Source organism: Kribbella sp. NPDC055071, from assembly GCF_053608045.1.
Map to the genome: position 1 here is coordinate 78,611 of NZ_JBSGUS010000013.1, position 24,084 is coordinate 102,694.

General features: G+C 67.5%; 15 protein-coding genes. 11 read left to right on the forward strand and 4 right to left on the reverse strand.

The features are described from left to right. Positions 1–88 precede the first annotated feature (88 nt). Genes ACWF4Z_RS22055 through ACWF4Z_RS22075 form a run of 5 tightly spaced genes read left to right on the forward strand, consistent with a single transcriptional unit; the run spans position 89 to position 5,422 of the window. Positions 89–1,336: an MFS transporter gene (locus ACWF4Z_RS22055; RefSeq protein ID WP_452244986.1), complete on the forward strand. Its 1,248-nt coding sequence runs from the start codon at positions 89–91 to the stop codon at positions 1,334–1,336. After that, positions 1,333–1,476, forward strand: coding sequence for a hypothetical protein (locus ACWF4Z_RS22060; protein WP_452244987.1), 144 nt, complete (start codon positions 1,333–1,335; stop codon positions 1,474–1,476). The genes ACWF4Z_RS22055 and ACWF4Z_RS22060 overlap by 4 nt, the downstream gene beginning before the upstream one ends. 26 nt (positions 1,477–1,502) lie before the next feature. After that, complete coding sequence (locus ACWF4Z_RS22065) at positions 1,503–2,513, forward strand: hypothetical protein (protein WP_452244988.1); 1,011 nt, start codon at positions 1,503–1,505, stop codon at positions 2,511–2,513. Further along, complete coding sequence (locus ACWF4Z_RS22070; RefSeq protein ID WP_452244989.1) at positions 2,513–3,424, forward strand: MBL fold metallo-hydrolase; 912 nt, start codon at positions 2,513–2,515, stop codon at positions 3,422–3,424. Before ACWF4Z_RS22065 ends, ACWF4Z_RS22070 begins: the two co-directional genes overlap by 1 nt. A 15-nt stretch (positions 3,425–3,439) precedes the next feature. Next, complete coding sequence (locus ACWF4Z_RS22075) at positions 3,440–5,422, forward strand: GMC oxidoreductase (protein WP_452244990.1); 1,983 nt, start codon at positions 3,440–3,442, stop codon at positions 5,420–5,422. Between the two features lie 4 nt (positions 5,423–5,426). Here ACWF4Z_RS22075 and ACWF4Z_RS22080 read toward each other — a convergent pair whose 3' ends face one another. Beyond that, complete coding sequence (locus ACWF4Z_RS22080) at positions 5,427–5,978, reverse strand: VOC family protein (RefSeq protein ID WP_452244991.1); 552 nt, start codon at positions 5,976–5,978, stop codon at positions 5,427–5,429. 24 nt (positions 5,979–6,002) lie between these two features. Further along, positions 6,003–6,731 carry a LysR family substrate-binding domain-containing protein gene (locus tag ACWF4Z_RS22085; protein ID WP_452244992.1) on the reverse strand — a complete coding sequence of 243 codons (729 nt, stop codon included), beginning with the start codon at positions 6,729–6,731 and terminating at the stop codon, positions 6,003–6,005. Between the two features lie 48 nt (positions 6,732–6,779). On the opposite strand from ACWF4Z_RS22085, the gene ACWF4Z_RS22090 reads away from it, so the two are divergent. The 4 genes from ACWF4Z_RS22090 (at position 6,780) to ACWF4Z_RS22105 (ending at position 11,810) form a co-directional block, all read left to right on the forward strand. After that, positions 6,780–7,151 (forward strand): DUF5997 family protein, encoded by a 372-nt coding sequence (locus tag ACWF4Z_RS22090; protein ID WP_452244993.1) that lies wholly within the window; start codon positions 6,780–6,782, stop codon positions 7,149–7,151. A gap of 1,727 nt (positions 7,152–8,878) precedes the next feature. Beyond that, entirely contained in the window at positions 8,879–9,916 is a 1,038-nt protein-coding gene (locus tag ACWF4Z_RS22095) for a Gfo/Idh/MocA family protein (protein ID WP_452244994.1), read from the forward strand. Continuing rightward, the gene (locus tag ACWF4Z_RS22100) at positions 9,913–11,043 is read left to right on the forward strand and encodes a Gfo/Idh/MocA family protein (RefSeq protein ID WP_452244995.1); all 1,131 of its coding nucleotides are present in this window, start codon (positions 9,913–9,915) and stop codon (positions 11,041–11,043) included. The genes ACWF4Z_RS22095 and ACWF4Z_RS22100 overlap by 4 nt, the downstream gene beginning before the upstream one ends. Continuing rightward, complete coding sequence (locus ACWF4Z_RS22105) at positions 11,040–11,810, forward strand: sugar phosphate isomerase/epimerase family protein (RefSeq protein WP_452244996.1); 771 nt, start codon at positions 11,040–11,042, stop codon at positions 11,808–11,810. The genes ACWF4Z_RS22100 and ACWF4Z_RS22105 overlap by 4 nt, the downstream gene beginning before the upstream one ends. Here the strand turns inward: ACWF4Z_RS22105 and ACWF4Z_RS22110 are convergent. Together ACWF4Z_RS22110 and ACWF4Z_RS22115 are read right to left on the reverse strand one after the other, a co-directional pair. Beyond that, on the reverse strand, positions 11,800–12,960 hold the full coding sequence (locus ACWF4Z_RS22110; RefSeq protein ID WP_452244997.1) for a pyridoxal phosphate-dependent aminotransferase: 1,161 nt from the start codon (positions 12,958–12,960) through the stop codon (positions 11,800–11,802). The genes ACWF4Z_RS22105 and ACWF4Z_RS22110 overlap by 11 nt on opposite strands. Before the next feature lie 9 nt (positions 12,961–12,969). Then, positions 12,970–14,328 carry an FAD-binding oxidoreductase gene (locus tag ACWF4Z_RS22115; RefSeq protein WP_452244998.1) on the reverse strand — a complete coding sequence of 453 codons (1,359 nt, stop codon included), beginning with the start codon at positions 14,326–14,328 and terminating at the stop codon, positions 12,970–12,972. Positions 14,329–14,514: 186 nt separating this feature from the next. Between ACWF4Z_RS22115 and ACWF4Z_RS22120 the strand changes: the two genes are divergently transcribed. Together ACWF4Z_RS22120 and ACWF4Z_RS22125 are read left to right on the forward strand one after the other, a co-directional pair. Then, on the forward strand, positions 14,515–20,742 hold the full coding sequence (locus tag ACWF4Z_RS22120) for an RHS repeat-associated core domain-containing protein (RefSeq protein ID WP_452244999.1): 6,228 nt from the start codon (positions 14,515–14,517) through the stop codon (positions 20,740–20,742). 8 nt (positions 20,743–20,750) lie between these two features. Further along, on the forward strand, positions 20,751–24,020 hold the full coding sequence (locus tag ACWF4Z_RS22125) for an RICIN domain-containing protein (protein ID WP_452245000.1): 3,270 nt from the start codon (positions 20,751–20,753) through the stop codon (positions 24,018–24,020). Positions 24,021–24,084: the final 64 nt, after the last annotated feature.

A 24,084-nucleotide genomic window follows, 5' to 3' on the forward strand; every position in this document is an offset into this window, starting at 1 on the left:
CGATACCCGTCCCAGGTTGCAATCCCGCGGATGTCGAAGGGCCGGCGCCCGCTCCGACGTTCCTGGTGTGACGAGACAGGAGACAGTGATGACACCGGAGCGGGTACTGCGGACCTACCTCACGCTGGTTGTGGTGTCGACGGGCGCGTCGTCGATGATCTGGGGGATCAACACGCTCTTCCTGCTGGACGCGGGGCTGAGTATCGGGCAGGCATTCGCCGCGAACGCGTTCTTCACCGCCGGAATGGTGCTGTTCGAGATCCCGACCGGCGTTGTCGCGGACACGATCGGACGGCGTACGTCGTACCTGCTCGGCACTATCACGCTGTTCGGGTCCACGTTGCTCTACCTGTTGCTGTGGCGGGTCCACGCGCCGTTCGGGGCGTGGGCGGTGGCGTCGGCGCTGCTCGGACTCGGGTTCACCTTCTTCAGCGGTGCGACCGAGGCCTGGCTCGTCGACGGGCTGCACGCGACCGGCTACCGCGGATCGCTCGACGATGCCTTCGCCAAGGGTCAGGTGGCGAACGGGATCGCGATGATGGTCGGCTCGATCGGTGGCGGATTCCTCGCCCAGGTGTCGAACCTCGGCGCGCCGTACGTCGCTCGCGCACTCTTGCTCGCGGTCACGTTCGTGGTGGCCTGGCGGGCGATGCGCGACATCGGGTTCACGCCCAAGCCCCGGGTGTCGGTGCGTGCGGAGATGGGCGGGATCCTGCGCGCTTCGCTCCGCCACGGGCTGGGGAATCCGCCGGTTCGTTGGCTGATGCTGGCCGGTCCGTTCACCGCCGGCGCCAGTGTGTACGGCTTCTACGCCGCGCAGCCGTATCTGCTCCAGCTCTACGGTCACGCGGGCTCCTACTGGATCGCCGGGTTGTCGGCCGGGATCGTGGCTGGTGCCCAGATCGCGGGTGGCGCGTCCGCGTCGTACGTCGCCCGCCTGGTGAAGGACCGCGTGCTGATCCTGGTGATCGCGGTCGCCGCCTCGGGTGTCGTGATCGCGCTGATCGGCCTGGTGACGTCGTTCGCGGCTGCGCTGGTGCTGTTGATGGTGTGGGCCACGATGTTCGCCGCGATGAGCCCGGTCCGGCAGGCGTACTTGAACAGTCACATCCCGTCGGCGCAACGGGCGACCGTACTGTCGTCGGACAACCTGCTCGCGTCGGCGGGTGGGGTCGTGATCCAGCCGGCGCTGGGTCGCTCCGCGGACATCTGGGGCTACGGGCCGGCTTACCTGCTGACTGCTGCGATCCAGGTCTGCGCGCTTCCGGTCCTCGGGTTGGCGCGCCGGAAATCCGTGGAGCCCACGAGCGCACAGCCGTTAGCCTTGCAGCCGTGACGGCTCGGCTGATGATCATCAACGGCGGCTCCAGTTCGGGAAAGACCGGGATCGTCCAGATGCTCCGGGCGGGCTCGCAGACCGAGTCGATCGACTGCGCCCGGTCGATCGCCCGCTACCAGTCGTCATCCCGGTCGTGATCGGTGCGCGGTCTAGGCTGCTTGGCATGCGTCCAGTTGGGGTGAACTACGACACCGGCCTGCGGTTCGACGGTCGCAGCACGCGCGAGCGGTTCGACGCCGGCGCGGTCCGGGCCGAGCTGCGGATGATCGCCGACGAGTTGCACGCCCCGGCCGTCCGCGTCTCGGGCAACACCGCGGACCGGCTGATGATCGCGGGCGAGGCGGCCCTCGACGCCGGCCTGGAGTTGTGGTTCTCGCCGGTCCCGGTGGATCTCGAGCCGGCCGAGTTCATCGCCTTCCTGACCGAGTGCGGGACCCGGGCCGAGGTCCTGCGGCAGTCCGGCCGCGGAGACGTCGTACTGGTGCTGGGGTGTGAGCTTTCCGTGTTCTGCAAGGGTTTTGTGCCGGGCGAGACGTCGGCGGAGCGGATCGCGGTGATGACCGATCCGGCCACCTGGACCGATCAGGCGAAGCTCACGGAGCTGTACGCCGGATTCGCGCGCTGGGGTGAGGTCCAGCAGCAGATGGTCGCGGCGGCGCGCGAGGTCTTCGGCGGCCGGATCACGTACGCCGCGGGTCTGTGGGAGGACGTGAACTGGGAGTTGTTCGACATCGTCAGCGTCGACGCGTATCGCGACGCCGCCAACGCGGCCACGTTCGCCGAGGACCTGAAAGGCCGGTTCACCTGGGGCAAACCGGTGGCGATCACCGAGTTCGGGTGCTGCGCCTATCGCGGTGCCGCCGATCGGGGTGGATCGGGCTGGATGATCGTCGACCGAAGCGTCGACCCGCCGGCCATCAAGGGAACGTACGAGCGCGACGAGGACGAGCAGGTGCAGTACCTGCTCGACCTCGCCCAGGAGTTCGAGCAGGTCGAGCTCGCGGCGGCGTTCTGGTTCAGCTTCGCGGGCTTCGAGCTGCCGTACCGCCCTGGCGATCCACGCCACGATCTCGACCTGTCGTCGTACGGCGTGGTTGCAGTGAGCGAGGCCGGCGCGCTGACGCGCAAACGGATCTTCAGCAAACTCGCCGAACTGAACGACGGCAAGCTCTGATGGGGCCTGCGGACGGGGTACTGAGCGAGGTCGTCGACGGGGTGTATGCGTACATGCAGCCCGACGGGACGTGGTGGGTCAACAACGCCGGGGTGATCGACGGCGAGCTGATAGTGGACACCTGCGCGACAGCGGAGCGGACCAGCCGATTCCTCGGGCTGGCGGCCAAAACCACTGGCGTGGACGCGCCGCGCTGGGCGGTCAACACGCATCAGCACGGTGATCACAGCTACGGCAACAGCTTGTTGCCTGAGTCAACGGTCCTGATCGGGCACGAAGCGATGCGAGCGGCGCTCGCGGCGGATCCGCTGTTCGACCAGTGCCCGCCCGCGTGGGCGCCAGTGCCGGACTGGGGGATCAAGGAGCGGCGCCTGCCGGACGTCGTGATCGAGTCCAAGCTCGTCCTGTTCAGTGGCGAACGACGGATCGAGCTGCACCATCCCGGGTATCCGGCGCACACCGCCGGTGATCTCGTGGTCTGGTTGCCCGCGGAGAAGGTCCTGTTCACCGGCGATCTGGTGTTCAACGGACTGACTCCACTGATGGCGATGGGCTCTTGCGAGGGCGGGATCCGGGCGCTCGAGTGGATGCGGTCGTTCGGCGCGGAGTACGTCGTACCGGGTCATGGACCTGTGCTGCGAGGCGCTGACGTGCCGGAGGTGTTCTCGAAGCTGACGCGGTACTACCAACTCGTGCTGGAGACCGCTGCCGCTGGGAAGCGGGACGGCCTGACTCCGTTGGAGGCGGCTCGACGGTGCGACCTGGGGGAATTCGCCGACTGGGCCGACGCGGAGCGTCTGGTGCTGAATCTGCATCGCGAATATCTGCCTACCGCCGGGGACGTGGACCTGGCGCAGGCGCTGGGTGACGCGATCGCGTACAACGGCGGGCCGCTGCACACCTCCGTCTAATGGAAGGATCTGCTTGTGCGCTTGGCTGATGAGCAGCGGATGACCTTGGAGCGGTTGGCGGAGCTGGCCGTACCGGCGGACGAGTTCCCGTCGGCGGCGGAGGCCGGGGCTGTGGCATTCGTCGAGCGGGTGCTGACGCTCGATCGGCCGGACTGGCAACAGCGGGTAGAGCGCGCTCTCGCCCGCGTGGCGTCTTCGTTGGCGGACGTGCTTGCGGATGAGGATGGCGCGTGGCTTGTCCGGCTGGTGGCGCAGGGGTTCTATGCGCAGCCCGTTGCCTGGGAGATGGTGGGCTGGCAAACGGGTGAGTTCGCGACGGTTCAGACCGAGCTGACGATCACACCGCGGTCGGCGCTGGCCGACCGATATGACTGTGTCGTGATCGGCTCGGGCGCCGGCGGGGGAGCGGCGGCGCAGGTCCTGGCCGAGTCCGGGCGGTCGGTGCTGGTCGTGGAGCTGGGTCGGTATCCGTCCACGAGATCGCTCTCCCAGGACCATCTCCGCAACCCACGGTCGGGAGCGGGTCTGCCGGGTGGGACCGATCCCGATCCGGCCGGGCGTCCACGGGTCAGCGTGGTTGACGGCGTACCGGCTCGGGTTCTGCCGCCGGATGGTGGGTGGGGCAACAATGCGTTCACCGTCGGTGGGGGCACCCGGGTGTACGGCGCGCAGGCGTGGCGGTTCGTGCCGCGGGACTTCACGATGGCCACGACGTACGGCGTACCGGCTGGGAGTGCTCTCGCGGACTGGCCGATCACGTACGACGAGCTCGAGCCTTACTACTCGTTGGCCGAGCAGCGGTTCGGGGTGAGCGGTGGCGGCGTGGATCCGTGGCATGAGCCGCGGTCGATCCCCTTGCCGATGCCGCCGTTGCCGCGGACAGGTCCGGCCGAGCGCCTTGCGGCCGCAGCCGACCGGTTGGGTTGGGGGACGCTCGACGTACCGCTGTTGATCAACTCGGTCGACTACCAAGGCCGGGCCGGTTGCGTCCGCTGCGCGCAGTGCGTCGGCTTTGCCTGTCCGGTCGAGGCGAAGGGTGGGACGCACAACACCGCGTTGCCGGCCGCCTTGGCCACGGGCAACTGCACGCTCGTCACCGAGACGACGGCCGAGCGGCTGGTGACCTCCGCCGGGCGAGTCGTCGGCGTGGCGGTGGTCGCAGACGACGGGTACGGCGGGAGTTGGCGACGGACCGTGGAATGCGCCGAGGTTGTGGTGGCCGCGGGTGCGTCCGAGACACCGCGCTTGTTGCTGAACAGCGCGCACTCGGATGAGCCGAATGGGCTTGGGAACAACCAGGATCAGGTCGGCCGTTATCTCCAGGCCCATGTGTACAGCGGGGCCGTGGGACTCTTCGACGACGAAGTGATGGATCTGGTCGGGCCCGGGGTGTCGATCGCAACGTGCGACTTCCGGCACGGCAACGACGGGATCGTGGGCGGTGGGATGCTCGCCAACGAATTCGTGCCGACGCCGGCTGCGACGTACGACTATCTGACCGGCTCGGGGCTGATTCCGCCGGCCGGCGCGGCCGGGAAGGAGGCCATGCGGCGCGAGACGCGACGGACGCTCCGGGTGGTCGGGCCGATCCAGGAGGTGTCGTCGGCCGAATCACGCGTGCAGGTCGATCCCACGGTCGTCGACCGCTTCGGGAATCCGGTGGTGCGGACCAGCGGATCGATCCATCCCGAGGATGTCCGGGCGCACGACTTCATGAGCGCGAAGGCTCGGCAATGGTTGGAAGAGGCGGGCGCCGTGCGGACGGTTGCCGGTAGCGTTGGGACGTTGGGGCGAGCCAGCAGCGGTCAGCATCAGGCCGGCTCGTGCCGGATGGGCGACGATCCTGCGCGGTCGGTGACGGATCCGTCCGGGCGCGTGTGGGGTCACGACAACGTGTGGATCGCGGATGCCTCGGTCCACGTCACGAACGGTGGGGTGAACCCAGTCCTGACCGTTCTGGCCAACTCGCTGCGGATCGCGTCGGGGCTGGTGTCCTGACTGCTCAGGCGTGAGTGCGGGAGATGCCGACGCCGCTGCGGGCATCGCGACCGTACTTGGCCACCTCGGCTGCGAGGTCCAGGCGGGCGACACCTGACTTCGCGCGGTCCTCTTCGGTGAGAAGGTCGGCCGGGATGATCCAGACGATCTCGAACTCGAGTCCGTTCGGGTCCTTGCCGTACAGGGACTTCGTCGTACCGTGATCCGACGCGCCGACCAGCGCCCCGTGCTCGGTGAGCGTCGCGGCGAGATCCTGGAGATCGCCGAGCGTGTCCACCTCCCACGCCAAGTGGTAGAGCCCGACCGTCGACCGGCCGGCACCCGACGGCCCGGCCTGCGCACCGAGCTCGAAGAGCCCGAGGTCGTGGTCGTTGGTCGACGCCGGTGCCCGCAGGAACGCGGCGCCCGGGATCGCGTCACCGCCGTCGGTGTAGGTGAAGCCCAGAGCATCGCGGTAGAACGCCACGCTCTCCGCCACGTTCCGGACGTACAGCACCGCGTGATTCAACCGGAAGATCGCCATGTTCGCACTCCACTCGCTGGGACTACGATCCATAGTAGTTGAGTACTCAACCGAATGCTAGCGGCGTGGTTTCTTCCGACCAGGAGTGTTCCGAGCGGCTGACCTGTTCGGCCCTGCCTTCTGTGGTGCTGCCTTCTTCGGCGCCGCCTTCTTGGCTGGTGCGGATTTCTTGGCGGCAGGTGGAGTCGCGCCACGGCTGCTGTTGACGGTCCGGCCGCGGACGATGCCGATGAGCTGTTCCATCAGCTCCGACGGGTCACGCTCCGGCCAGGCCAGCGCGACCTGCGACTCCGGCGCGTCGGTCAGCGGCCGGTAGGTGAGATCTTTGCGGTGATGCAGGCGGGCCAACGACTGGGGAACGACGACCAGCCCGGTGCCCATGGCAACCAACGCGATCGCGTCCGCGGTGCTGGGCGGTCGCTCGTCGACAACCCGACCCGATGGGCGGTCCCATCCGAGTACGTCGTCCATCGGATGCAGCACGAGCTCGTCGGCGAGGTCTGCCGTGGTGATCTCGTCGGCCGCCGTGACCAGGTGATCCTTCGGGACCACGACCACCGTCTGTTCGACGTACAACGGAATGGCGTGCAGGCCGTCGCGATCGATCGGCAGCCGGAGCAGAGCGGCGTCGGCCTTGCCGTCGCGGATCAGCGCGGGCGCGTCGGCGGGCGTGACCTGGATCAACTCGAGGGGGATCCGGGGCAGTCGCTCGGTCCAGACCCGCACCCACTTGGTGGGTGTCACGCCGGGGACGTAGCCCAGCCGGAAGGAGGTTGGCCCGGTCACGGGCTCCACGCTACCGGGTGTAGCGGGTTGGCCGACTACTCTGCTGCCATGACGACGCGCAAGACTCCCCAGACGATGAAGCCCGCAACGGCCGCGAAGAAGCTCGATGTGTACCTGCAGGCCACGCCGGCGGAGTTCCAGGAAGGCGTCGTATCCCGGGACGAACTGAACACCTTGCAGACCGACCCACCCGAGTGGCTGCGCGAGCTCCGCAAGAACGGACCGCACCCACGCTCGGTGGTCGCGGCCCGACTCGGCGTCTCGATCAGCGGGCTGGCCCGGGCCGGCATCACCGAGGCCCTCACCACCGACGAAATCGAAGCCATCCGAGATGAGAACCCCGACTGGCTCGACCGCGAACGCGCCACCCAAGCCGAAGTCCGCCGTCAAGAAGCCGAACTCAAAACCAAACCCCGCTAACACGACACCGCTCCTCGGCGGCGTTGTGTTACCGCCTCCGGCGGGTCCCAAATCGAACACCGTTCCGCGGCGGCTGCCCGTTGCCGCCTTCGGCGGGGGCGCGGATCCCGGATCCGCCGCTCATGTGGTGTGCGCCGAGCGGACTGTGGTTCAGGCGGCCTTGCGGAGGGACTGTGGTTAGGTCTGGCCCTGCGGAGGGACTGTGGTTCGCGGTCTCCGCTGCGTGATGGTGCTAGTCACGGCGGCGTGCGTCAAGGGCGCCTTCGGCGTCGCTGCGCGATCTTCGACCCTTGACCCACACCGCCGCGACCAGGGAAGGACGCAGCTACGCGGATCCCGCGGGGGGCTGTGAGCCAGGTGATGTGGATCCGGTTGGTCGGTGTGGTCCCGGGCTGGTCTGGTTCAGTGTGATTCGGTGCGGAATCTGGTGAACGGGCCGGTCCTGGTCTGCTGGTGTGCACGTGTCCGTTGCGCGGGGGCTGTCTCGGGCTTGGGATCTCGCGATCCGGGCAGATTCATCCACTCGCTGGTGCGGTAGCCCGCGTGTCTCGCGGGCTGGGGTGGATCTCTTCCCGTTGCGGGTAGAAGATCCTCCCGGCCCCCTTCCCCGCCAGGCCAATCCCGCCACCCGGACAAACCCGCCCACATCCCGAGACCACCCCGTCCCCCGGCCACCACCTCGAGGGTTCTCCCACGAGATGGCCGGTTCTCCGGTGAAATCCCGGTGGGAGAACGGACAAACTCAGCCGATAACCCATGAGATGAACACCGCCCGGGCGGGGCAACCTCACCACGGCATCGACCGACCGCCCCGAGGGTTTGGCCAGCGGCACCCGGACCGCTGCCCCACAGCGATCCACTTCCCAACCGGCCCACTACGAGGGGATAACCTCGTGGGTTGTGGGTTCACCCTTCTAGTACCAGCAGAGAACCCGCAACTCGCGGGGATCCTCCGCCGTGATCACCCACCCGACACCGACCCCGAGCGGCAGCCTCACCACGGTCCACTGCTCTGATCACACCGTGGCGCCACTAGACCGGCCCGGCAGCCTCACTACATCCACCCCCGGACCGAAGGCCTCACCAGATTCCGCCCCCGTGATCACCTCCGATGTGCGACCACTCGGGTCAGCGGCTCCGGGACAGCTGCGATCCTTCCCTGGTCGCGGTGGTGTGGGTCAAGGGTCGAAGATCGCGCAGCGACGCCGAAGGCGCCCTTGAGGCACGCCAGCCCGACTGGCACGATCACGCAGCCCGGAGACCGCGCCACCACAGTCCCTCCGCAGGGCCCGGCCGCATCACAGTCGTTCTGCGCAGACCGCACGAGCGGCGGATCCGGGATCCGCGCCTCCGCCGAAGGCGGCAACAGGTCAGCCGCCGCGCAGCGGTGTCGGCTCGCGCGTCACGACACCCCTGTCGCGCACACCAGTTGAGGGCGTATCAGCAGTTCGCGCCCCGCCGAAGGCGGCAACAGGTCAGCTGCCGCGCAGCGGTGTCGTTTCGCGCGTCACGACACCCCTGTCGCGCACACCAGTTGAGGGCGTATCAGCAGTTCGCGCGCCCGCCGGAGGCGGCGAGAGGCAGCTGCCGCGGAGCGGTGGCTTTCGCGCGGCAGCAAGTAGCTGGCGCGGGGCGGTGTCTGATGGGTAGTGGAAGCGGTTGCCGTGTGGGGGTTGTGAAGGCAGACTTGTTTTCTCCTGCTCGTGGAAGCATGGGAGAACGCAGCGATGAACGGTCTTCGGGTCGCGTTGGTTGGCTTGGATCATTGGTACACGGCGCTTCCGCTGGCGGCGGGGGTGAGTTCGCGGGAGCGGTTCACTCTCGCCGGAGTGTGGGACTCGGATCCGGCCCGGGCCGCCGAGGTTGCTGGCCGGTACGGCGTTGACCGGGTGGAGAAGGACTGGCACACGCTGGTCGACGATCCGGGTGTCGACGCGGTGCTGAGTTTCGTTAGTCCGGATCTCAACCCGGACGTGTGCGTCGCCGCCGCGACCGCGGGCAAGCATCTCATCGCGACCAAGCCGGTGGCCCTCACGTTGGCGGAGGCGTCGCGGGTGGTCGACGCCGTTCGCGGCTCGGGTGTCACCTTCTTGCCGGCCGAGTCTCGGCAGCGGTTGGGACCCGGACCGCAGCGACTGCGGCAATGGCTGAACGACGGCAGGATCGGTCGGCTCACCAGTGCCGCGATGACGGCGTGGGCCGGGCTGCCACGACAGTGGTCCGACGATCCCACACCAGGATGGTTCGCCGATCCGGTGCGGACGCTGGGCGGTGGTTGGGTGGACCACTCGATCTACCAGATCGACTTGCTGCGGTGGCTCCTCGGTGAGGAGATCGTGGCGATCAGCGGACAGACGGCCAAGCACCTTCGTCCCGAGCTCGGGGTTGAGGACTACGGCGTGGCCACGGCGACCTTCGCCGGGGGAGCGGTCGCGACGATGGAGAGCACCTGGACCGCACCGCAGGGCGGCTTCCAATCCAGCTACACGGTGGTCGGCAGCGACGGCGCGGTCCGGTTGGACGGTGTCCTCGGGCGACTCCTGGTGGTCGGGGACAACGCACCGTTCAGCGGTCCCGTCGAGCTGACGCCGCCAGGGCGGCATGACCAGGGTGCCGATCTCGATCACTGGATCGACGTGATCAACGGCGAGGCCGAGCCCGTGGCAACCGTTGACGATGCGTGGCACAACCTGGCCGCGTGCATTGCCTTCTACGAAGCGGCCGAGGCAGGCCGAACCGCCGTCCCGCAGGAAGGTCCCGCATGAGCCCGTTGAGAGTCGGCGTCCTCGGTGCAGGCATGATCGCCACCGGCAGCCTCGGTGTGCTGCCCAACCTCGCGTCGATCCGGCACAAGGCTGACATCGTCGCGATCGCGGACGTCGTGCCCGGCCAGGCCGAGTCCGTTGCCGCGACGTTCGGCATCCCACAGGCGTTCACGAGTCTGGAGGCGATGCTCGCCGGTGCCGAGCTGGATGCCGTCGTGAACCTCACGCCGATTCCGGTCCACGGCCAGACCTGCATCGAGATCCTCGAAGCGGGCAAGCATCTCGCCACCGAGAAGCCACTCGCGACCACGATGGCCGACGCGGACCGGATCTGCGCGCTGGCCGACGAACGCGGGCTGACCGTCGTCTGCGCGCCGTACAACATCCTTTACCCGGATCGCGCCGAGGCCCGGCGGCTGATCGGGGAAGGTGCCATCGGCAAGGTTGCCTTCGCGCGCGTACGGTCGTCGCACGGTGGGCCGGCGTCGGGGGCGTGGCCCGCGGATCCGACCTGGTTCTATCAAAAGGGTTCCGGGCCGTTGTTCGACATGGGCGTCTACGGGATCCACGAGATCACCGGGATCCTCGGTCCGGCCAAGCGCGTGGTCGCCATGTCCGGCATCACCGAGCCGACCAGGACGGTCCGCGGCGGTCCGTTCAAGGGGAAGACGATCGAGGTCACCGCGGACGACAACGTGCTGATGCTGCTCGACTTCGGCGAGTCCACCTTCGCGATGGTCGACGGGACGTTCAACGTGAATGCTGCCCGCGGCCCGAAGCTGGAGATCTTCGGCCGGGAGGGGACCATCAACCTGAGCGGCCGGCCGTTCGGCGGTGACGGTCCGGCGCTGGAGATCTTCCGGCTGGACGCGGTCGGTGGACTGCGCGGTTGGACCGCACCTGAGCTGCCTGACGGCGACGCGCCGATGCGGCGGATGGTGGACCTGCATCGCGCGGTCCTGGTCGATCACCTCGCCGACTGCATCGCGACCGGCACCCGTCCGATGCTGAATCTCGAGCACGCGCGGCACATCCTCGAGATCATGCTCAAGGCCGACGAGGCAGCCAAGACCGGTCAGGCCCAAGCGCTGACCACGACCTTCGAGCTGCCTGACCCGATCGGGTGAAGCGTCCGATCGCCGTTCAGCTGTGGTCGGTCTTCGCGCTGGCGCAGCAGGACTTTCCGCGGGTCCTCCGAGAGCTCAGCGAGATCGGGTACGTCGGCGTCGAGGCGTACGGCCTCCATGGGCTGAAGCCATCTGCGGTACGGCGAATGCTCGACGAGCTCGGACTCGAGCTGTGCAGCTCGCACGCTCCGTTCCCGGCTGGTCCGGAGGCGGCGCGGATCCTCGACGAGCAGAGCGAACTCGGTGCGCCGGTGCTCGCGTGGAGCCTCGAAGCCGAGGAGTTCGCAACCGAAGACAGCATTGCGCGCGGGGTGGAGCGGGTGAATGAAGGCGCGTCCAATGCGCGGGCTTATGGCCTGCGGGTTGCGTACCACAACCACTGGTCGGAGTTCTCCACGTTGCCCGATGGGCGACGCGCGTACGACGTCCTGCTGAAAAGACTCAGTCCGGACGTCCTCGTGGAGCTCGATGTGTACTGGGCGGCACTGGCCGGGGCGGATCCGGTGACGGTGGTCCGCGAGCTCGGCGATCGGGTCAGATTCCTGCACGTCAAGGACGGACCGGCGGTCACACCCGAGGCTGCCATGGTTGCCGTCGGCCAAGGCAGTTTGGACATCCCACCGATCCTGGCGGCGAACCCGGCGGTCGATTGGCACATCGTCGAGCTCGATCGCTCGGACACCGACATCATGACCGCGCTCCGGGCCAGCTACGACTACTTGGTCGGCAAATCGCTGTCGATCGGCAATCGGCCTGTCACTGGTTGACGAGTGCCGTGAACGCGTCGAGGGCGCGGCGGATGTTGTCGATCGAGTTCGCGTACGAGAAGCGCAGGTGGTCCTCGCCGTACGCACCGAAGGAGGTGCCGGGGAGAACGGCGACGCCGGCTTCGTCGAGGAGTCGGTCCGCGAGCGTCGCCGCGGACACGCCGAGCTCGCTGATGTTGGGGAACGCGTAGAAGGCGCCCTCCGGCTCGACACACGAGACACCTGGTACGGCGTTCAGTCCGGACACCATCACCTCGCGGCGATCGCGGAAGGCGGCGAGCATCCGATCGACGTCGTCCCACGGGCCTTCGAGTGCGGCGATAGCGGCGTACTGGCTGAAGGCCGACGTACACGAGACCGAGTTGATCAGCAGGCGGGTCACCGGCTCGACCAGCGGCTGCGGGAAGACGCCGAAACCCAGCCGCCAGCCCGTCATCGCGAACGTCTTGGACCAGCCGTCGAGGAGGACGGTCCGCTCGACCATCCCGTCGAAGTCGAGCACGCTGTGGTGCTTGCCGTCGTACCGCAGCGCCCAGTAGACCTCGTCGCTCAGCACGACGAGGTCGTGCTCGATGGCGATCTCCGCAATCGCCTGCAACTGTTCAGGTGTTGATGCGCTCCCGCAGGGATTGTGCGGTGAGTTGAGGATCAGGAGCTTGGTCCGGTCGGTGACCAGCGATCGCAGCTCGTCGGGATCGATGACGAACCCGTTCTCCTCCCGCAGCGGAACGGGCACCGGCTTCGCGCCCGCGAACGCCGCGATCGACGCGTACATCGGGAAGCCGGGATCGGGGTAGAGAACCTCGTCGCCTTCCTCGCACAAAGCCATGATCGTGAAGAACATGATCGGCTTCGCGCCCGGCGTGATCAGCACCCGGTCCGGCGTCGTCCGCAGGCGCCCGGTGCGGTCGAGGAACTCGGTGACAGCGGTCCGCAGCTCCGGGATCCCGGGTGCCGGCACGTAATGCGTGAAGCCTCGGTCCAACGCCTGCTGGGCGGCCGCGACCGCATGCGCGGGAGTGTCGAAGTCGGGTTCGCCGATCTCGAGGTGCACGATCTCGCGTCCGCTCGCCTCCAGCGCCTTAGCCTTGGCCAGCACCTCGAACGCCGATTCGGTCCCCAGTCGTTCCATCCGCCCAGCAAGCTTCACAGGCCCAGCCTATGCAGGACCGTACGGGAAGAGTTTGTCCGGGTCGTACGTCGAGCGCACGTCGGCGAGCCGTTCGAAGGTCTCGGCCGGCCAGCTCGCCTGGTACGAACCTGGGATCGAGAACCCGCCGGCCAGGTTGACCATGTGCTCGGGTGAGATCCACGGGTCCAGCTTCGCCAGGACGCCCGAAGTGGTTGCCGGCAGCACCGACTCGAACAGACTCGGATCGGGCGCGCCGATCAGCACCAGACTGTTGGCACCGCCGCGACCGCCGGCCGCGCTTCCTTCGGGCACGTCGCGCGCCACAGCGGCACCGAGATTGCGGATCTCGGCCGCGACGAACGGCACCTGCTGGTCCGGACCCAGGGCCTCGATGAACGCCGTCACGAACTCGCCGTCGAGCTCGGTCAGCAAGACGCTGCGGTCGAACACCGCGGTCGGGTTCTTCGGGTCGTTGTGGATGAGCGCGATGTCGGTCGCCGGCATCTCGCCGACCGCGTCGATCAGCGCCGGCGCGGCGTCGCGGATCGGCTGGAACAACCGCTTGCCCTCGGCAACATCACCGACGAAGGCCCAGCGCACGTTGAGAACCGTCTTGCCGCGCAGCGGTTCGGGGATGAAGTCGAACGGCGGCAGCCGCAGGATCACCAGCGACGAGTTCGCGGTCTCGGGCAGCGTTGTGATCCAGTCGGTCCAGGCAGTCAGCACCGGCTCGATGTGCTCGGTGTCGAAGAAGACGGATCCGCCGTACAGAGTGGTCAGCTCGACCAGGGCGAAGTCCATCGACAGCACGATGCCGAATCCGCCCTTGCCGCCGCGCAAGGCCCAGAACAGCTCCGGATTCTCCGTGGCGCTGGCGGTCACGGCCTCGCCCGACCCGGTGACGACGCGGAAGCCGCGCGCCCAATCGGACGAGACACCGTACGTCCGCGCCAGCGGGCCGATCCCGCCGCCGAGGGTGTAGCCGATGCAGCCGACCACGTCAGAGGCGCCGGTGATCGGCGCAAGCCCGTGCTCACCAGCGGCCGCGACCACCTCGCCCCAGGCGCAGCCGGCGTTGATGTGGGCCAGCTTCGCGTCGGGGTCGACGGTCACGCCCGCCAACCGGGACGTGGTGACCAGGATGCCTTCGGTCACCGGCGATGACGATCCGTGACCGGTCGCCAGCACGCGGATCGGCGTCCCCGTCTCGGCCGCGGCCCGCACGACCGCGACGGCGTCGGCCTCGCTGGTGATCCCGACCGCCACGTCGGGAGTGTGGACGACGTTCGTGTTGAATCCGGCCAGCCCGCCTGCAAACCCTTCGTCCGCAGGCACCAGCACCGGTCCCGCCACCTCGGCCCGGAGCCGCTCGACCAATCCACCCATGACGCCATCCTCCCAAGTTGTGAACATCCCGCCCGCAGTCTTCCGGGTCTGGAGGTCACCGTATCCGGCGGCTCGGACAGTCCCGGATCGATCACATCCGGTCACGACTTCGACGGGCACAGAAACGATTGCGAGGCCAGGTCGGGTCCAGCCACTCTGTGAGCACCGCCCTCCAGAGGAGCTCCGATGACCGCCCAATCGGATCGACGAAAGGTGCGCAGCGGCTGTCCCCTGCTGCGCACGACGCTCACCCTTCTGCTCAGCCTGGCCCTCGTCGCCGGGAACCAGCAGCACGGCTTCAGTGCGGCGGCCGCCGCCCCCAAGCCGGACCCCAAGATCACGCTGCGCAAGGACGAGTCCGTGCCAGGTGTCGAAGCCAAGCCCGTGCCACGATCCGCGGATCCAGCGATGACCGATGCGACCCAGCCGCGGACGCCGCGGCTGACCTGGCCGTCCGCCGGGGTCGCCGAGGTCGCCGTTCCGCCGCCCGGCGACGGCACGAAGCTGAGCCGATGGAATGCCCTGATCTCCGGAACGCCCGCCGAGGCCAAGCAGCGCGCCGGTCAGTTGCCGGTCTGGATCGGTCCGAGTACGGACGCGGCCCAGGCGTGGATGGCGACCGGGGTTGCGAGTGGTCCCGCGAAGGTTCGCGTGTCGATGAGCGCCCGGCAGGGTGACACGTTGACGCTGGACGTCCGTCGTACCGATGGAGTGCAGGGACCCGGCAAGGTCAAGCTCACGCTGGACTACAGCGCCTTCCAGGACACGTACGGCGGAGGCTGGTCCAACCGCCTGCGCCTGTACGACGCCAAGACCGGCAAGTCGATTGCCTCCAGCAACAATGGTGGCGGGACGCTGCAGGCCGAGGTGTCGACCGGCGCCACGTTCACCCTGGCCGCCGCGCCCGGCGGTGGTGGCGGAGACTACAGCAGGGGCGACCTGTCCGGCGGTGCCGCGAAGTGGAGTATCGGCGGCCCGTCCGGAGCCTTCGAGTGGTCGATGCCGATCGAATCGCCGCCCGGTATGGGCGGGCCGCAGCCCGTCGTCGCCCTGCAGTACTCGTCCGCGTCCCTCGACGGCCTGACGTCCGGGACCAACACGCAGGTGTCGGCCGCGGGCCAGGGCTTCGACCTCAGCGGTGGTGGCACGATCGAGCGCCGGTTCAAGAGCTGCTCGAAAGATCCAGGAAACAACGGCTCCCGGCTCACCGGCGACCTGTGCTTCGCCACCGAGAACGCCTCGATCTCGATGGGTGGCAAGTCTGGTGACATGTTCCTGGTCGCCAAATCCAGTACGTCGGAGACGTGGCGACTGCGTGGCGACGACGGCACCGTGGTCGAGAAGCTCTGGGGTGCCACCAACGGCGACGAGGGTGTCGCGGTCAACGAGAAGGGCGAGTACTGGCGGGTCACCAGCAAGGACGGTACGAAGTACTACTTCGGCCTGAACCGCCTGCCCGGCTGGGAGTCTGGCAAGACCGAGACCAAGTCCGCGATGACCATGCCGGTGTTCGGCAACAACGCGGGGGAGCAGTGCAACAAGACTGCGTACGCCGACTCCTGGTGCCAGCAGGCCTACCGGTGGAACCTCGACTACGTCGTCGACCGGCACGGCAACACCATGAGCCTGTTCTACGACCCTGAGACCGGAAACTACGCGCGCAACCTGACGGCCACCGCTGTGAGCAGCTACGTGCGAGGCAGCAACCTGCGGTCGATCGAGTACGGACAGCGCGACGGACAGGTCTACACACAGAATCCGGTCGGCAAGGTCCTGTTCACGCTGGCCGAGCGCTGCGAAGGAGCGAACTGCGGTCCCGCCCAGCCCGCGTCGTACCCGGACACCCCATGGGACCTGAACTGCGCCAGTACGACGGACTGCAACAACCACTTCACTCCGACGTTCTGGACGCAGAAACGCCTCAGCCAGATCACTACGCAGGTCTGGCGTCCCACTGGCTTCAGTGACGTGCAGAAGTGGACACTGCGGCACGAGTACACGAACGGCGCGGGCACCGGCCGCGCACTGTGGTTGGAAGGAGTCTCGAACACCGGAAAGGCCGGTGGAGACCTGCAGCTACCGGAGACGAACTTCGACGGCATCGGCTTGGACAACCGGGTCGACCTGCAGAACCCCAACCTGCCGAACATGGTGTGGTACCGCATCCAGGCCGTCCACTACGGCACCGGCGGCGATCTGGCCGTCGTCTACTCCGACAAGCAATGTACGGCGAACAACCTGCCTGACCCGGCCGAGAACACCAAGCTGTGCCGGCCGCAGCGCTGGACGCCGCAGGACCAGGGCGAACGGCAGGACTGGTTCCACAAGTACGTCGTGACCGAGGCCAACGAGGTCGACCGCAGCGCGGCCACGAGTGTTCCGGCCGCACCGGTCGTGGTCACGAGCCGAGTGGAGTACGTCGGGAACCCGGCCTGGCACTACGACGAGCAGGACGGACTCGCCGACACCACCACCCATACCTGGAACCAGTGGCGTGGCTACGAGAAGGTCCGCGTCTACAAGGGCGCCGAAGGCGAGACCCAGTCCCTGACGCAGTCGCAGTACTTCCGCGGCCTGAACGGTGACCGTAAGGGCGACGGAACCTCCAGGTCGGCGCAGATCACCGACTCGACCGGTACGTCGGTCGACGACCTGGAGGAGTTCACCGGCGAAGTACGTGAGCAGATCACGTACAACGGCGCTGCGGTCGTCAACAAGACCATCAACGACTACTGGCGTTCGGCACCAACGGCTACCGAGGTACGTCCGTGGGGAACGCGGTACGCGTACATGACCGCGCAGAAGGCCGTGACGCAGTACCAGGCCGTCGACGGCGGCGTACTCGACCTTGCGAACCGGCACGAGTACGACACCAAGGGCCGACTGCTCTCGAAGCAGCTCGCGAACGATGTGAGTACGCTGAACGACGACACCTGCACCCGCTACGAGTACCTGGACAATCCGACCGTCGGACTCCAGGAACTCGTGTCCCGCGAGTGGACGGTCTCGACCGCGTGTGACCAGGCCTGGAGCAACGACCAGGTCCTCAGCGACGAGCAGGTGTACTACGACGACCACACGTCGCTCACGGATCCCCCGACCCGAGGTGTGCCGACTCGCGGTGATCGGCTGGCGGGTTTCCAGAGCAACGGCAGACCGAAGTACGAGACCGTCTTCACCGCGTCGTTCGATGCGTACGGCCGTCGCCTGTCCGTCACGAATGCGCTCAACCAAACCTCGCGGATCTCGTACGAGCCCGCGTACGGTCCGACCACCAAGGTGACCGAGACCGCACCGAACGGCATGCAGTCGGTCGAGGAGTACGAACCTGCCTGGGGTGCGCGGACCGCGGTGATCTCGCCGGACGGCAAACGCACCGACCTCACGCTGGACCCGGTCGGCCGGACCGCGAAGGTCTGGAACCCAGGTCATCCGAAGGCGACCAGTCCGGCGGACGTGGAGTACGAGTACCTCCTCCGCGGTGACGCATCGTCCGCAGTGACCACGCGGACCCGGTTGGCCAATGGTGTGTACGACACCGCCTATGAGCTGTACGACGGCCTGCAGCGACTCCGGCAGACCCAGGAGCCGGCGCCGGGCACCGGACGGCTCGTCACTGACTACCGCTACGACTCCCGTGGCCGGCAGAGCATCGTTTCGGGTCCTTACTTCAACGCTGGCGCGGCTGGGACCGAGATCCTCTACGTCAACGACCTGGACGTCCCGAAACAACAGGTGAGCCTCTGGGACGGGGCCGACCGCCCGTCAGCGCAGATCTACTTCTCGGACGGCCAGGAGAAGTACAGGACCTCACACCAGGTCACTGCGACCCGTCAAAGCATCGATCCGCCGCAAGGACAGGCACCAACCACCCGGATCACCGACGCACGTGGCCGACTCACCGAACTGCGCACGTACCGCGGCGACACCTGGACGGGTGCCTACGACAGCACGAAGTACACCTACACCCAGCTAGGGCAGCTGAAGTCGATCACCGATGCCACCGGCAACGTCTGGAGCTACCAGTATGACATCCAAGGCCGTCGCATCGCCGAAACCGATCCCGACCGCGGTACGACGACGTACGCCTTCAACGCCGCCGACCAGATCGAATCGAGCACAGACGCTCGCGGGGTAACGCTCGGCTTCACGTACGACGAACTCGGCCGGCGGACCTCACAGCGCGCCGGCTCACCGTCCGGAACGGTGCAGCTGAGCTGGACGTTCGACACGCTCGCAAAGGGCAGGCCGACCTCCACAACCCGTTATGTAAACGGAAATGCGTACACCACCGCTGTGACCGGGTACGACGACGCCGGACGGCCGACGGGTAACTCTGTGACGCTCCCGGCGTCCGAGGGAGCACTTGCGGGTACGTACGTCACATCGCAGACGTATACCGACGACGGCAAGGTGGCGACCCGTTCGCTGCCGGCCGCGGGCGATCTGGCCGCGGAGACGCTCACGGTCGACTACAGCGCCCAGAGTCTGCCGACCGCGATGCGAAGTGAGCTGGGGACGTACGTCCGCAACAGCACCTACACGCCGTACGAAGAGACGGACGTCCTCACGCTCGGCGCGTCGACCGGGAAATGGGTCCAGCAGCGAAACGAGTACGAGTACGGCACGCGTCGGCTCACCCGAGTGGTCACCGATCGGGAGACAGCACCGAAGCGGATCTCTGACACGGAGTACAACTACGACCCGGCCGGGAACGTCACCAAGATCACCGACACTCCCTCGACGACCACAGGGGAAGTTGCCGACACCCAGTGCTTCGACTACGACTACCTGCGCCGATTGACGCAAGCCTGGACACCAGGATCGGGTGACTGCACGACAGACCCGACCGCGGCCGGTCTCGGCGGGCCGACGCCGTACTGGCAGAGCTGGACCTTCGACACGTCCGGCAACCGGCTTTCTGAGCAGAAGGTCACGCCCACCGGTGCCACCACGACCAGCACCTACACCTACGGCGCGGACTCGCACCCGAACGCACTCAAGAGCGTCACCACGACCAGTCCGACCGGTACCAAGACCACCACCGGCTATGGGTACGACGCGATCGGCAACCTGACGTCGCGCACGCAGGGCACGAGCACCGAGACCCTGAGCTGGACCGACGACGGCAAACTCGCCGGCTCGAGCAAAGGCTCGTCGTTCGTCTACGACGGCGACGGGAACCGGATCCTGCGCAAGGACTCCAGCGGTACGACGCTGTACGTCGGAGAGACCGAGATCCTGCTCGGCGCCAACGGCAAGCTGAGCGGCACCCGGTACTACACGTTCGGGGACGACGTCGTCGCGGTCCGCACCGGCAGCAAGCTGAGCTGGCTGTTGTCGGATCTGCACGGCACTCCGAACATCGCGGTCGACGCTGCCGACCAAACCGTCCAGCGTCGCCGGACCACGCCGTACGGCGACCTCCGGGGGACGGCTCCGACCCAGTGGCCCGGGCAGCGCGGATTCCACACCGGGACGATGGATCCGGACACCGGTTTCGTCCAGCTCGGTGCCCGCGAGTACGACCAGTCGGTCGGCCGGTTCATTTCGGTCGATCCGGAGATCGATCCGGAATCGCCCGAACAGCTGAACGCGTACGCCTACGCCAACAACAACCCGGTCAGCTTCGAGGACTCCGACGGCCGGTTTGCGTTCGTGATCATCCCGATCGTGATCGCCAGCCCGGAGATCGTCGCCGCCGTCGTGATCGCGTTCGTCGCGATCGTGGTGTTCATCAAGGACATCGTCCGGCTGATCGTCTGGGTGGCGGAGAAGGTGTGGAACTTCCTCTGCTGGCTGTGGGACGTGGTCTCGAAACCGGTCGTCCGCTGGATCGAGCACTTCCGCACCGAGACGAAGCTGATCGAGCAATTGGTCCTCAAGGTCGAGATCCGGATCGTCCAGCGGATCAAGTGGATCGTCAAGAAGATCGCCGACAAGGTCGTGAAACCGCTGCGAAAACCGGACGTGGTCAAACCCAAACCGAACCAGCCCACGCCGCGACCGAAACCGGAGACGCCGAAACCACCGCAGGGCCGGCCCGAGGGGCCGACACGTCCGCCCAACAAGCCGGACACACCGACGCGTGGCAACGCGAGCGAGCGGATCAAGCAGCAGCAACAGCAACGCCGCGAGGACCAGGCCGAGCAGAAGCGCCGGATGGACGAGCTGCAGCAACGGCTCAACGAGCAGCTCGACAATCCGCCCCGCGATCAATGGAAGGCCGAGACACAGAAGGAGGTCGATCCGGATCCGGTCCGTTACCCCGACGGCACGCCGAAGTGGAAGAAACCCTATGACAGCAAGGACTTCAGCTCGGCCCGCGGTGCGGGGCTGGCCTGGAGGATCTACCTGGGCGGCGAGCTGATCCGGCGCGCCTTCGAACTCTGTCGCGACTGGGGGATCTGTTGAACCGCCGGGTGCTGAACCGTCGGGTGCTGGCCGGCTGGCTCGCGCTGCTGCTGGCCGTCCCGGCGGTGATGACAGCGGAGTCACAAGCTGCACCGATCGAGCACACGATGGTCGTCCCCGCGGCGTCCATCCCGATCGGCAACCAGCTCTGGACACACGTCAACCAGATGGCAGGCGATCAGTCCTACTGGAACTACGACCGCGACGACGGCGCGAAGGTCGGCTACTCGTGGGACTACGCCGTTCGGTACCGCTCGTTCTTCCAGTTCGACACCACGGCGTTGGCCGGGGCCCGGATCATCGCGGCGTCGTTCGACATCGTCCTCGACCACTCGCCGTCGGGCAGCCCGACTCCGACGGCATTGTGGAAGACCAACGCGATCACTCCGAGCCAGCCGCTGACCTGGAACAACTCGGGGAACTACTGGCTGGACGAGCTGGCCCAGGCGAGCGGCAACGCCTGGACGGGTGGCGGCCAACCCGACATGCCGATGCGGTTCACCAGTGAGAAGGTCCGCGCGATGATCCAGAGCATCGCGGACGCCCGCCTGGGCACGGCGACCTTCGGGCTGCGGGCGCCCGACGAGGGCAACCGATTCCAGTGGAAGAAGTTTCACCCCGGCACGGCGACGTTGACGATCCGGTACAACAACGCCCCTCGGCCGCCGGACAAGGTGAACTTCTCCCGGCCGAAGCCCTGTGGTTCGGCGACCGCGCCGACGGTGATCAGCGGGCTGGTACCGCCGTCGTTCTCGGCGGTGGCCAGCGATCCCGACAACGACAACCTGGTCACCAAGCTGTCGATCCGCCGGGCCGACACCGGCGCGGTGGTCTACGAGACCACTTCGAGTACGACGACCTCCGGCGCGGCCTTCGCCTGGCCGCAACTGCCGGCTGGTGCACTCGCCGCCGGGGTGCCGTACTACTACGTTGCCAGTAGCAACGACAGCGTGGCCGACGACGGGATCGAGTTCGGCGCCGAGAGTCCTCGGTGCTACTTCGTTACGGACGCGAAGCCGCCAGGTCTGCCGCAGCTGGTCTCGACCGACTTCCCGCCGGAGGGCGAGGACGGGGTGCCGGCCAAGACCACCGGCATCGTGAACCTCCGGCCGGCGACCGGCGACACCGATGTCGCCGAGTACCTCTACGGCTTCCAGCAGGACCAGGTCCTGTCCCGTATCAAGGCCGGAGCGGACGGAACGGCCCGGCTTCCGGTGACGGTCTGGCCGGATCCACAGACCGGGATCCCGCTGCGTCGCCTGTACGTCCGCGCCGTCGACCAGGCCGGCAACCCGAGCGGGGTCACCCGCGCCTACGATCTGGTTGCCAGTAGCAACGACGCGGTGATCCCCAAGGTTCGCGGCGACATCAACGGCGACGGCCGCGCGGACATCAGTGCGGTGCTCGACCACGGCTGGGGCCGGACCGGAGTCTGGACCGTGCTCTCCAAGCCCGGCGGGCTGCAGACCGGCACGCTCAGCTGGGATTCCGGCGAGAACGGCGGATACGCACTCTACCGGACCCGGCCGGTCCAGGGCGACTTCGACGGCGACCAGAAGACCGACACCGTCCTGTTCCGGGAGGAGGCCGGCCGGCGGATCGCGGCGTACCTGCTGAAATCCGACGGCAGCCGGTACGACGCTCCGTCCACGCCGGTCTGGTACTCCGCAACGGCGGCGTGGCCGTTGAGTGGCGCGCGGATCATCTCCGGCAACGTCAACGGCGACGGCAAGGACGACATCGCGGTCCAACTCGACAACGGCAACGGCACCTGGAAGATCATGCTCTACCCGGGCGGGAATCTCGGCGCACCGGTGCAATGGGTGACCACGACCGGCGACTGGTCGCGCAGCGCGCCGCTGCTCGCGGACGTCGACGGGGACGGCCTCGACGACCTCGTCGACCTGGTGAACCTCGGCAACTGCCACACCCAGGTGACCGTCCGCAGATCCACCGGCTCGACGTTCGCAGCGAATCCGGTGGTGTTGTCGGACGCAACGGCGTACTGCTGGGAGAAGAGCAAGCCGGTCGTTGCCGATGTCAACGGTGACGGCAAGGACGACGTCGTCGCGATGTACGAGTACGGCCAGAACGACCTTGCGCTGCGGGTCTTCGTCTCGTCCGGTACGGCGATGACCGAGTCGCAGTGGTATCGCGGTGCCCTCGATCCGGCCAAGGCCGCGCTGAGTGCGGGCGACTACACGGCCGACGGGAAGGACGACGCCGCGATCGTGTACGCGCTCGACAACGGCGGCCGGGAGGTGTCCACGCTGGTATCAAGTGGTACGTCGTTCGCCGCACCTGTCTCGGGGTGGCGCGAGACCGCGGTGGGTGCGACGACCGGGCCGAAGTTCGATATCGACAACCGTGCCTATGAACTGGTCGCACGGCACAGCAGCAAGTGCCTCGACGTACCGGGTGCGAACCAGGCCGACGCGGCTCCGATCCATCAGTACCAGTGCAACGGGAACATCCAGCAGCGGTTCCGGCTGGTGCAGGTCGCCGGAACGGACCAGTTCGAGGTCCACACCGTGCACAACGACGGCTCGCACGACGACGGGAAGGCGCGCTGCCTCGACGTCGCCGACATGTCGCAGGGCGACGACGTACCACTGCTGCAATGGCCGTGCTCCGGGACCGGCAATCAGCAGCTGACCGTCGAGTACCTGGAAGGCAGCAGCTATGACACCGTCGTCCGGCTGCGCTTCGCCCACAGCGGGAAGTGCGCCGGCGTTCGCGGCAGCTCGCTGGGCGATGCGGTGCCGGTCGTGCAACAGACCTGTACGGCGGAAGCCAATCAGCAATGGATCCTCCGGCCGGTGTACACCGAGCGGGTGCTCAGCGGCCGGTTCAAGGTGTCCGCGGTCCGCGGTGGCAAGGTCCTCGACATCCAGGACTGCGGAACTATCCCGACCAGCACCGAGATCCGGATGTGGGACTGGGTTCCGGGCAGCCCGTGCCAGCGCTGGCAGCTCATCTCCAAGGGCGACGGCGTCTACCAGATCTACGACCCGAACTCGCAGAAGAACGTCGACATCCAGGGCTGCCCGGGTGGATCCGGGTCACCTGTGGTGCCAATCACCCCGAGTGACAACGCGCCATGTCAGCTCTGGCGGATCGAACCCGCGATCGGCGAATCCTGGAGCATTCTGCAGAACAACCCCACCGGCCGGTCCCTGGACGTCAACCAGTGCAGTGACCAGAGCGGTGCGGACGTCATCACCTGGCCGTACTGGAACGGGCCTTGTCAGCGCTGGAATCTGACCCCCATGAACTGACGAGATGAACTGACCGACACTCCTGAAAGGCACCCCGACTCGACGGTAACGCCTCCGGGCTGAA

Excerpts from the sequence above, each read along its gene's own strand:
- ACWF4Z_RS22055 (WP_452244986.1), top strand. The coding sequence starts at position 89 with ATGACACCGGAGCGGGTACTGCGGACCTACCTCACGCTGGTTGTGGTG.
- ACWF4Z_RS22065 (WP_452244988.1), top strand. The coding sequence starts at position 1,503 with ATGCGTCCAGTTGGGGTGAACTACGACACCGGCCTGCGGTTCGACGGT.
- ACWF4Z_RS22070 (WP_452244989.1), top strand. The coding sequence starts at position 2,513 with ATGGGGCCTGCGGACGGGGTACTGAGCGAGGTCGTCGACGGGGTGTAT.
- ACWF4Z_RS22080 (WP_452244991.1), bottom strand. The coding sequence starts at position 5,978 with ATGGATCGTAGTCCCAGCGAGTGGAGTGCGAACATGGCGATCTTCCGG.
- ACWF4Z_RS22090 (WP_452244993.1), top strand. The coding sequence starts at position 6,780 with ATGACGACGCGCAAGACTCCCCAGACGATGAAGCCCGCAACGGCCGCG.
- ACWF4Z_RS22095 (WP_452244994.1), top strand. The coding sequence starts at position 8,879 with ATGAACGGTCTTCGGGTCGCGTTGGTTGGCTTGGATCATTGGTACACG.
- ACWF4Z_RS22100 (WP_452244995.1), top strand. The coding sequence starts at position 9,913 with ATGAGCCCGTTGAGAGTCGGCGTCCTCGGTGCAGGCATGATCGCCACC.
- ACWF4Z_RS22115 (WP_452244998.1), bottom strand. The coding sequence starts at position 14,328 with ATGGGTGGATTGGTCGAGCGGCTCCGGGCCGAGGTGGCGGGACCGGTG.
- ACWF4Z_RS22120 (WP_452244999.1), top strand. The coding sequence starts at position 14,515 with ATGACCGCCCAATCGGATCGACGAAAGGTGCGCAGCGGCTGTCCCCTG.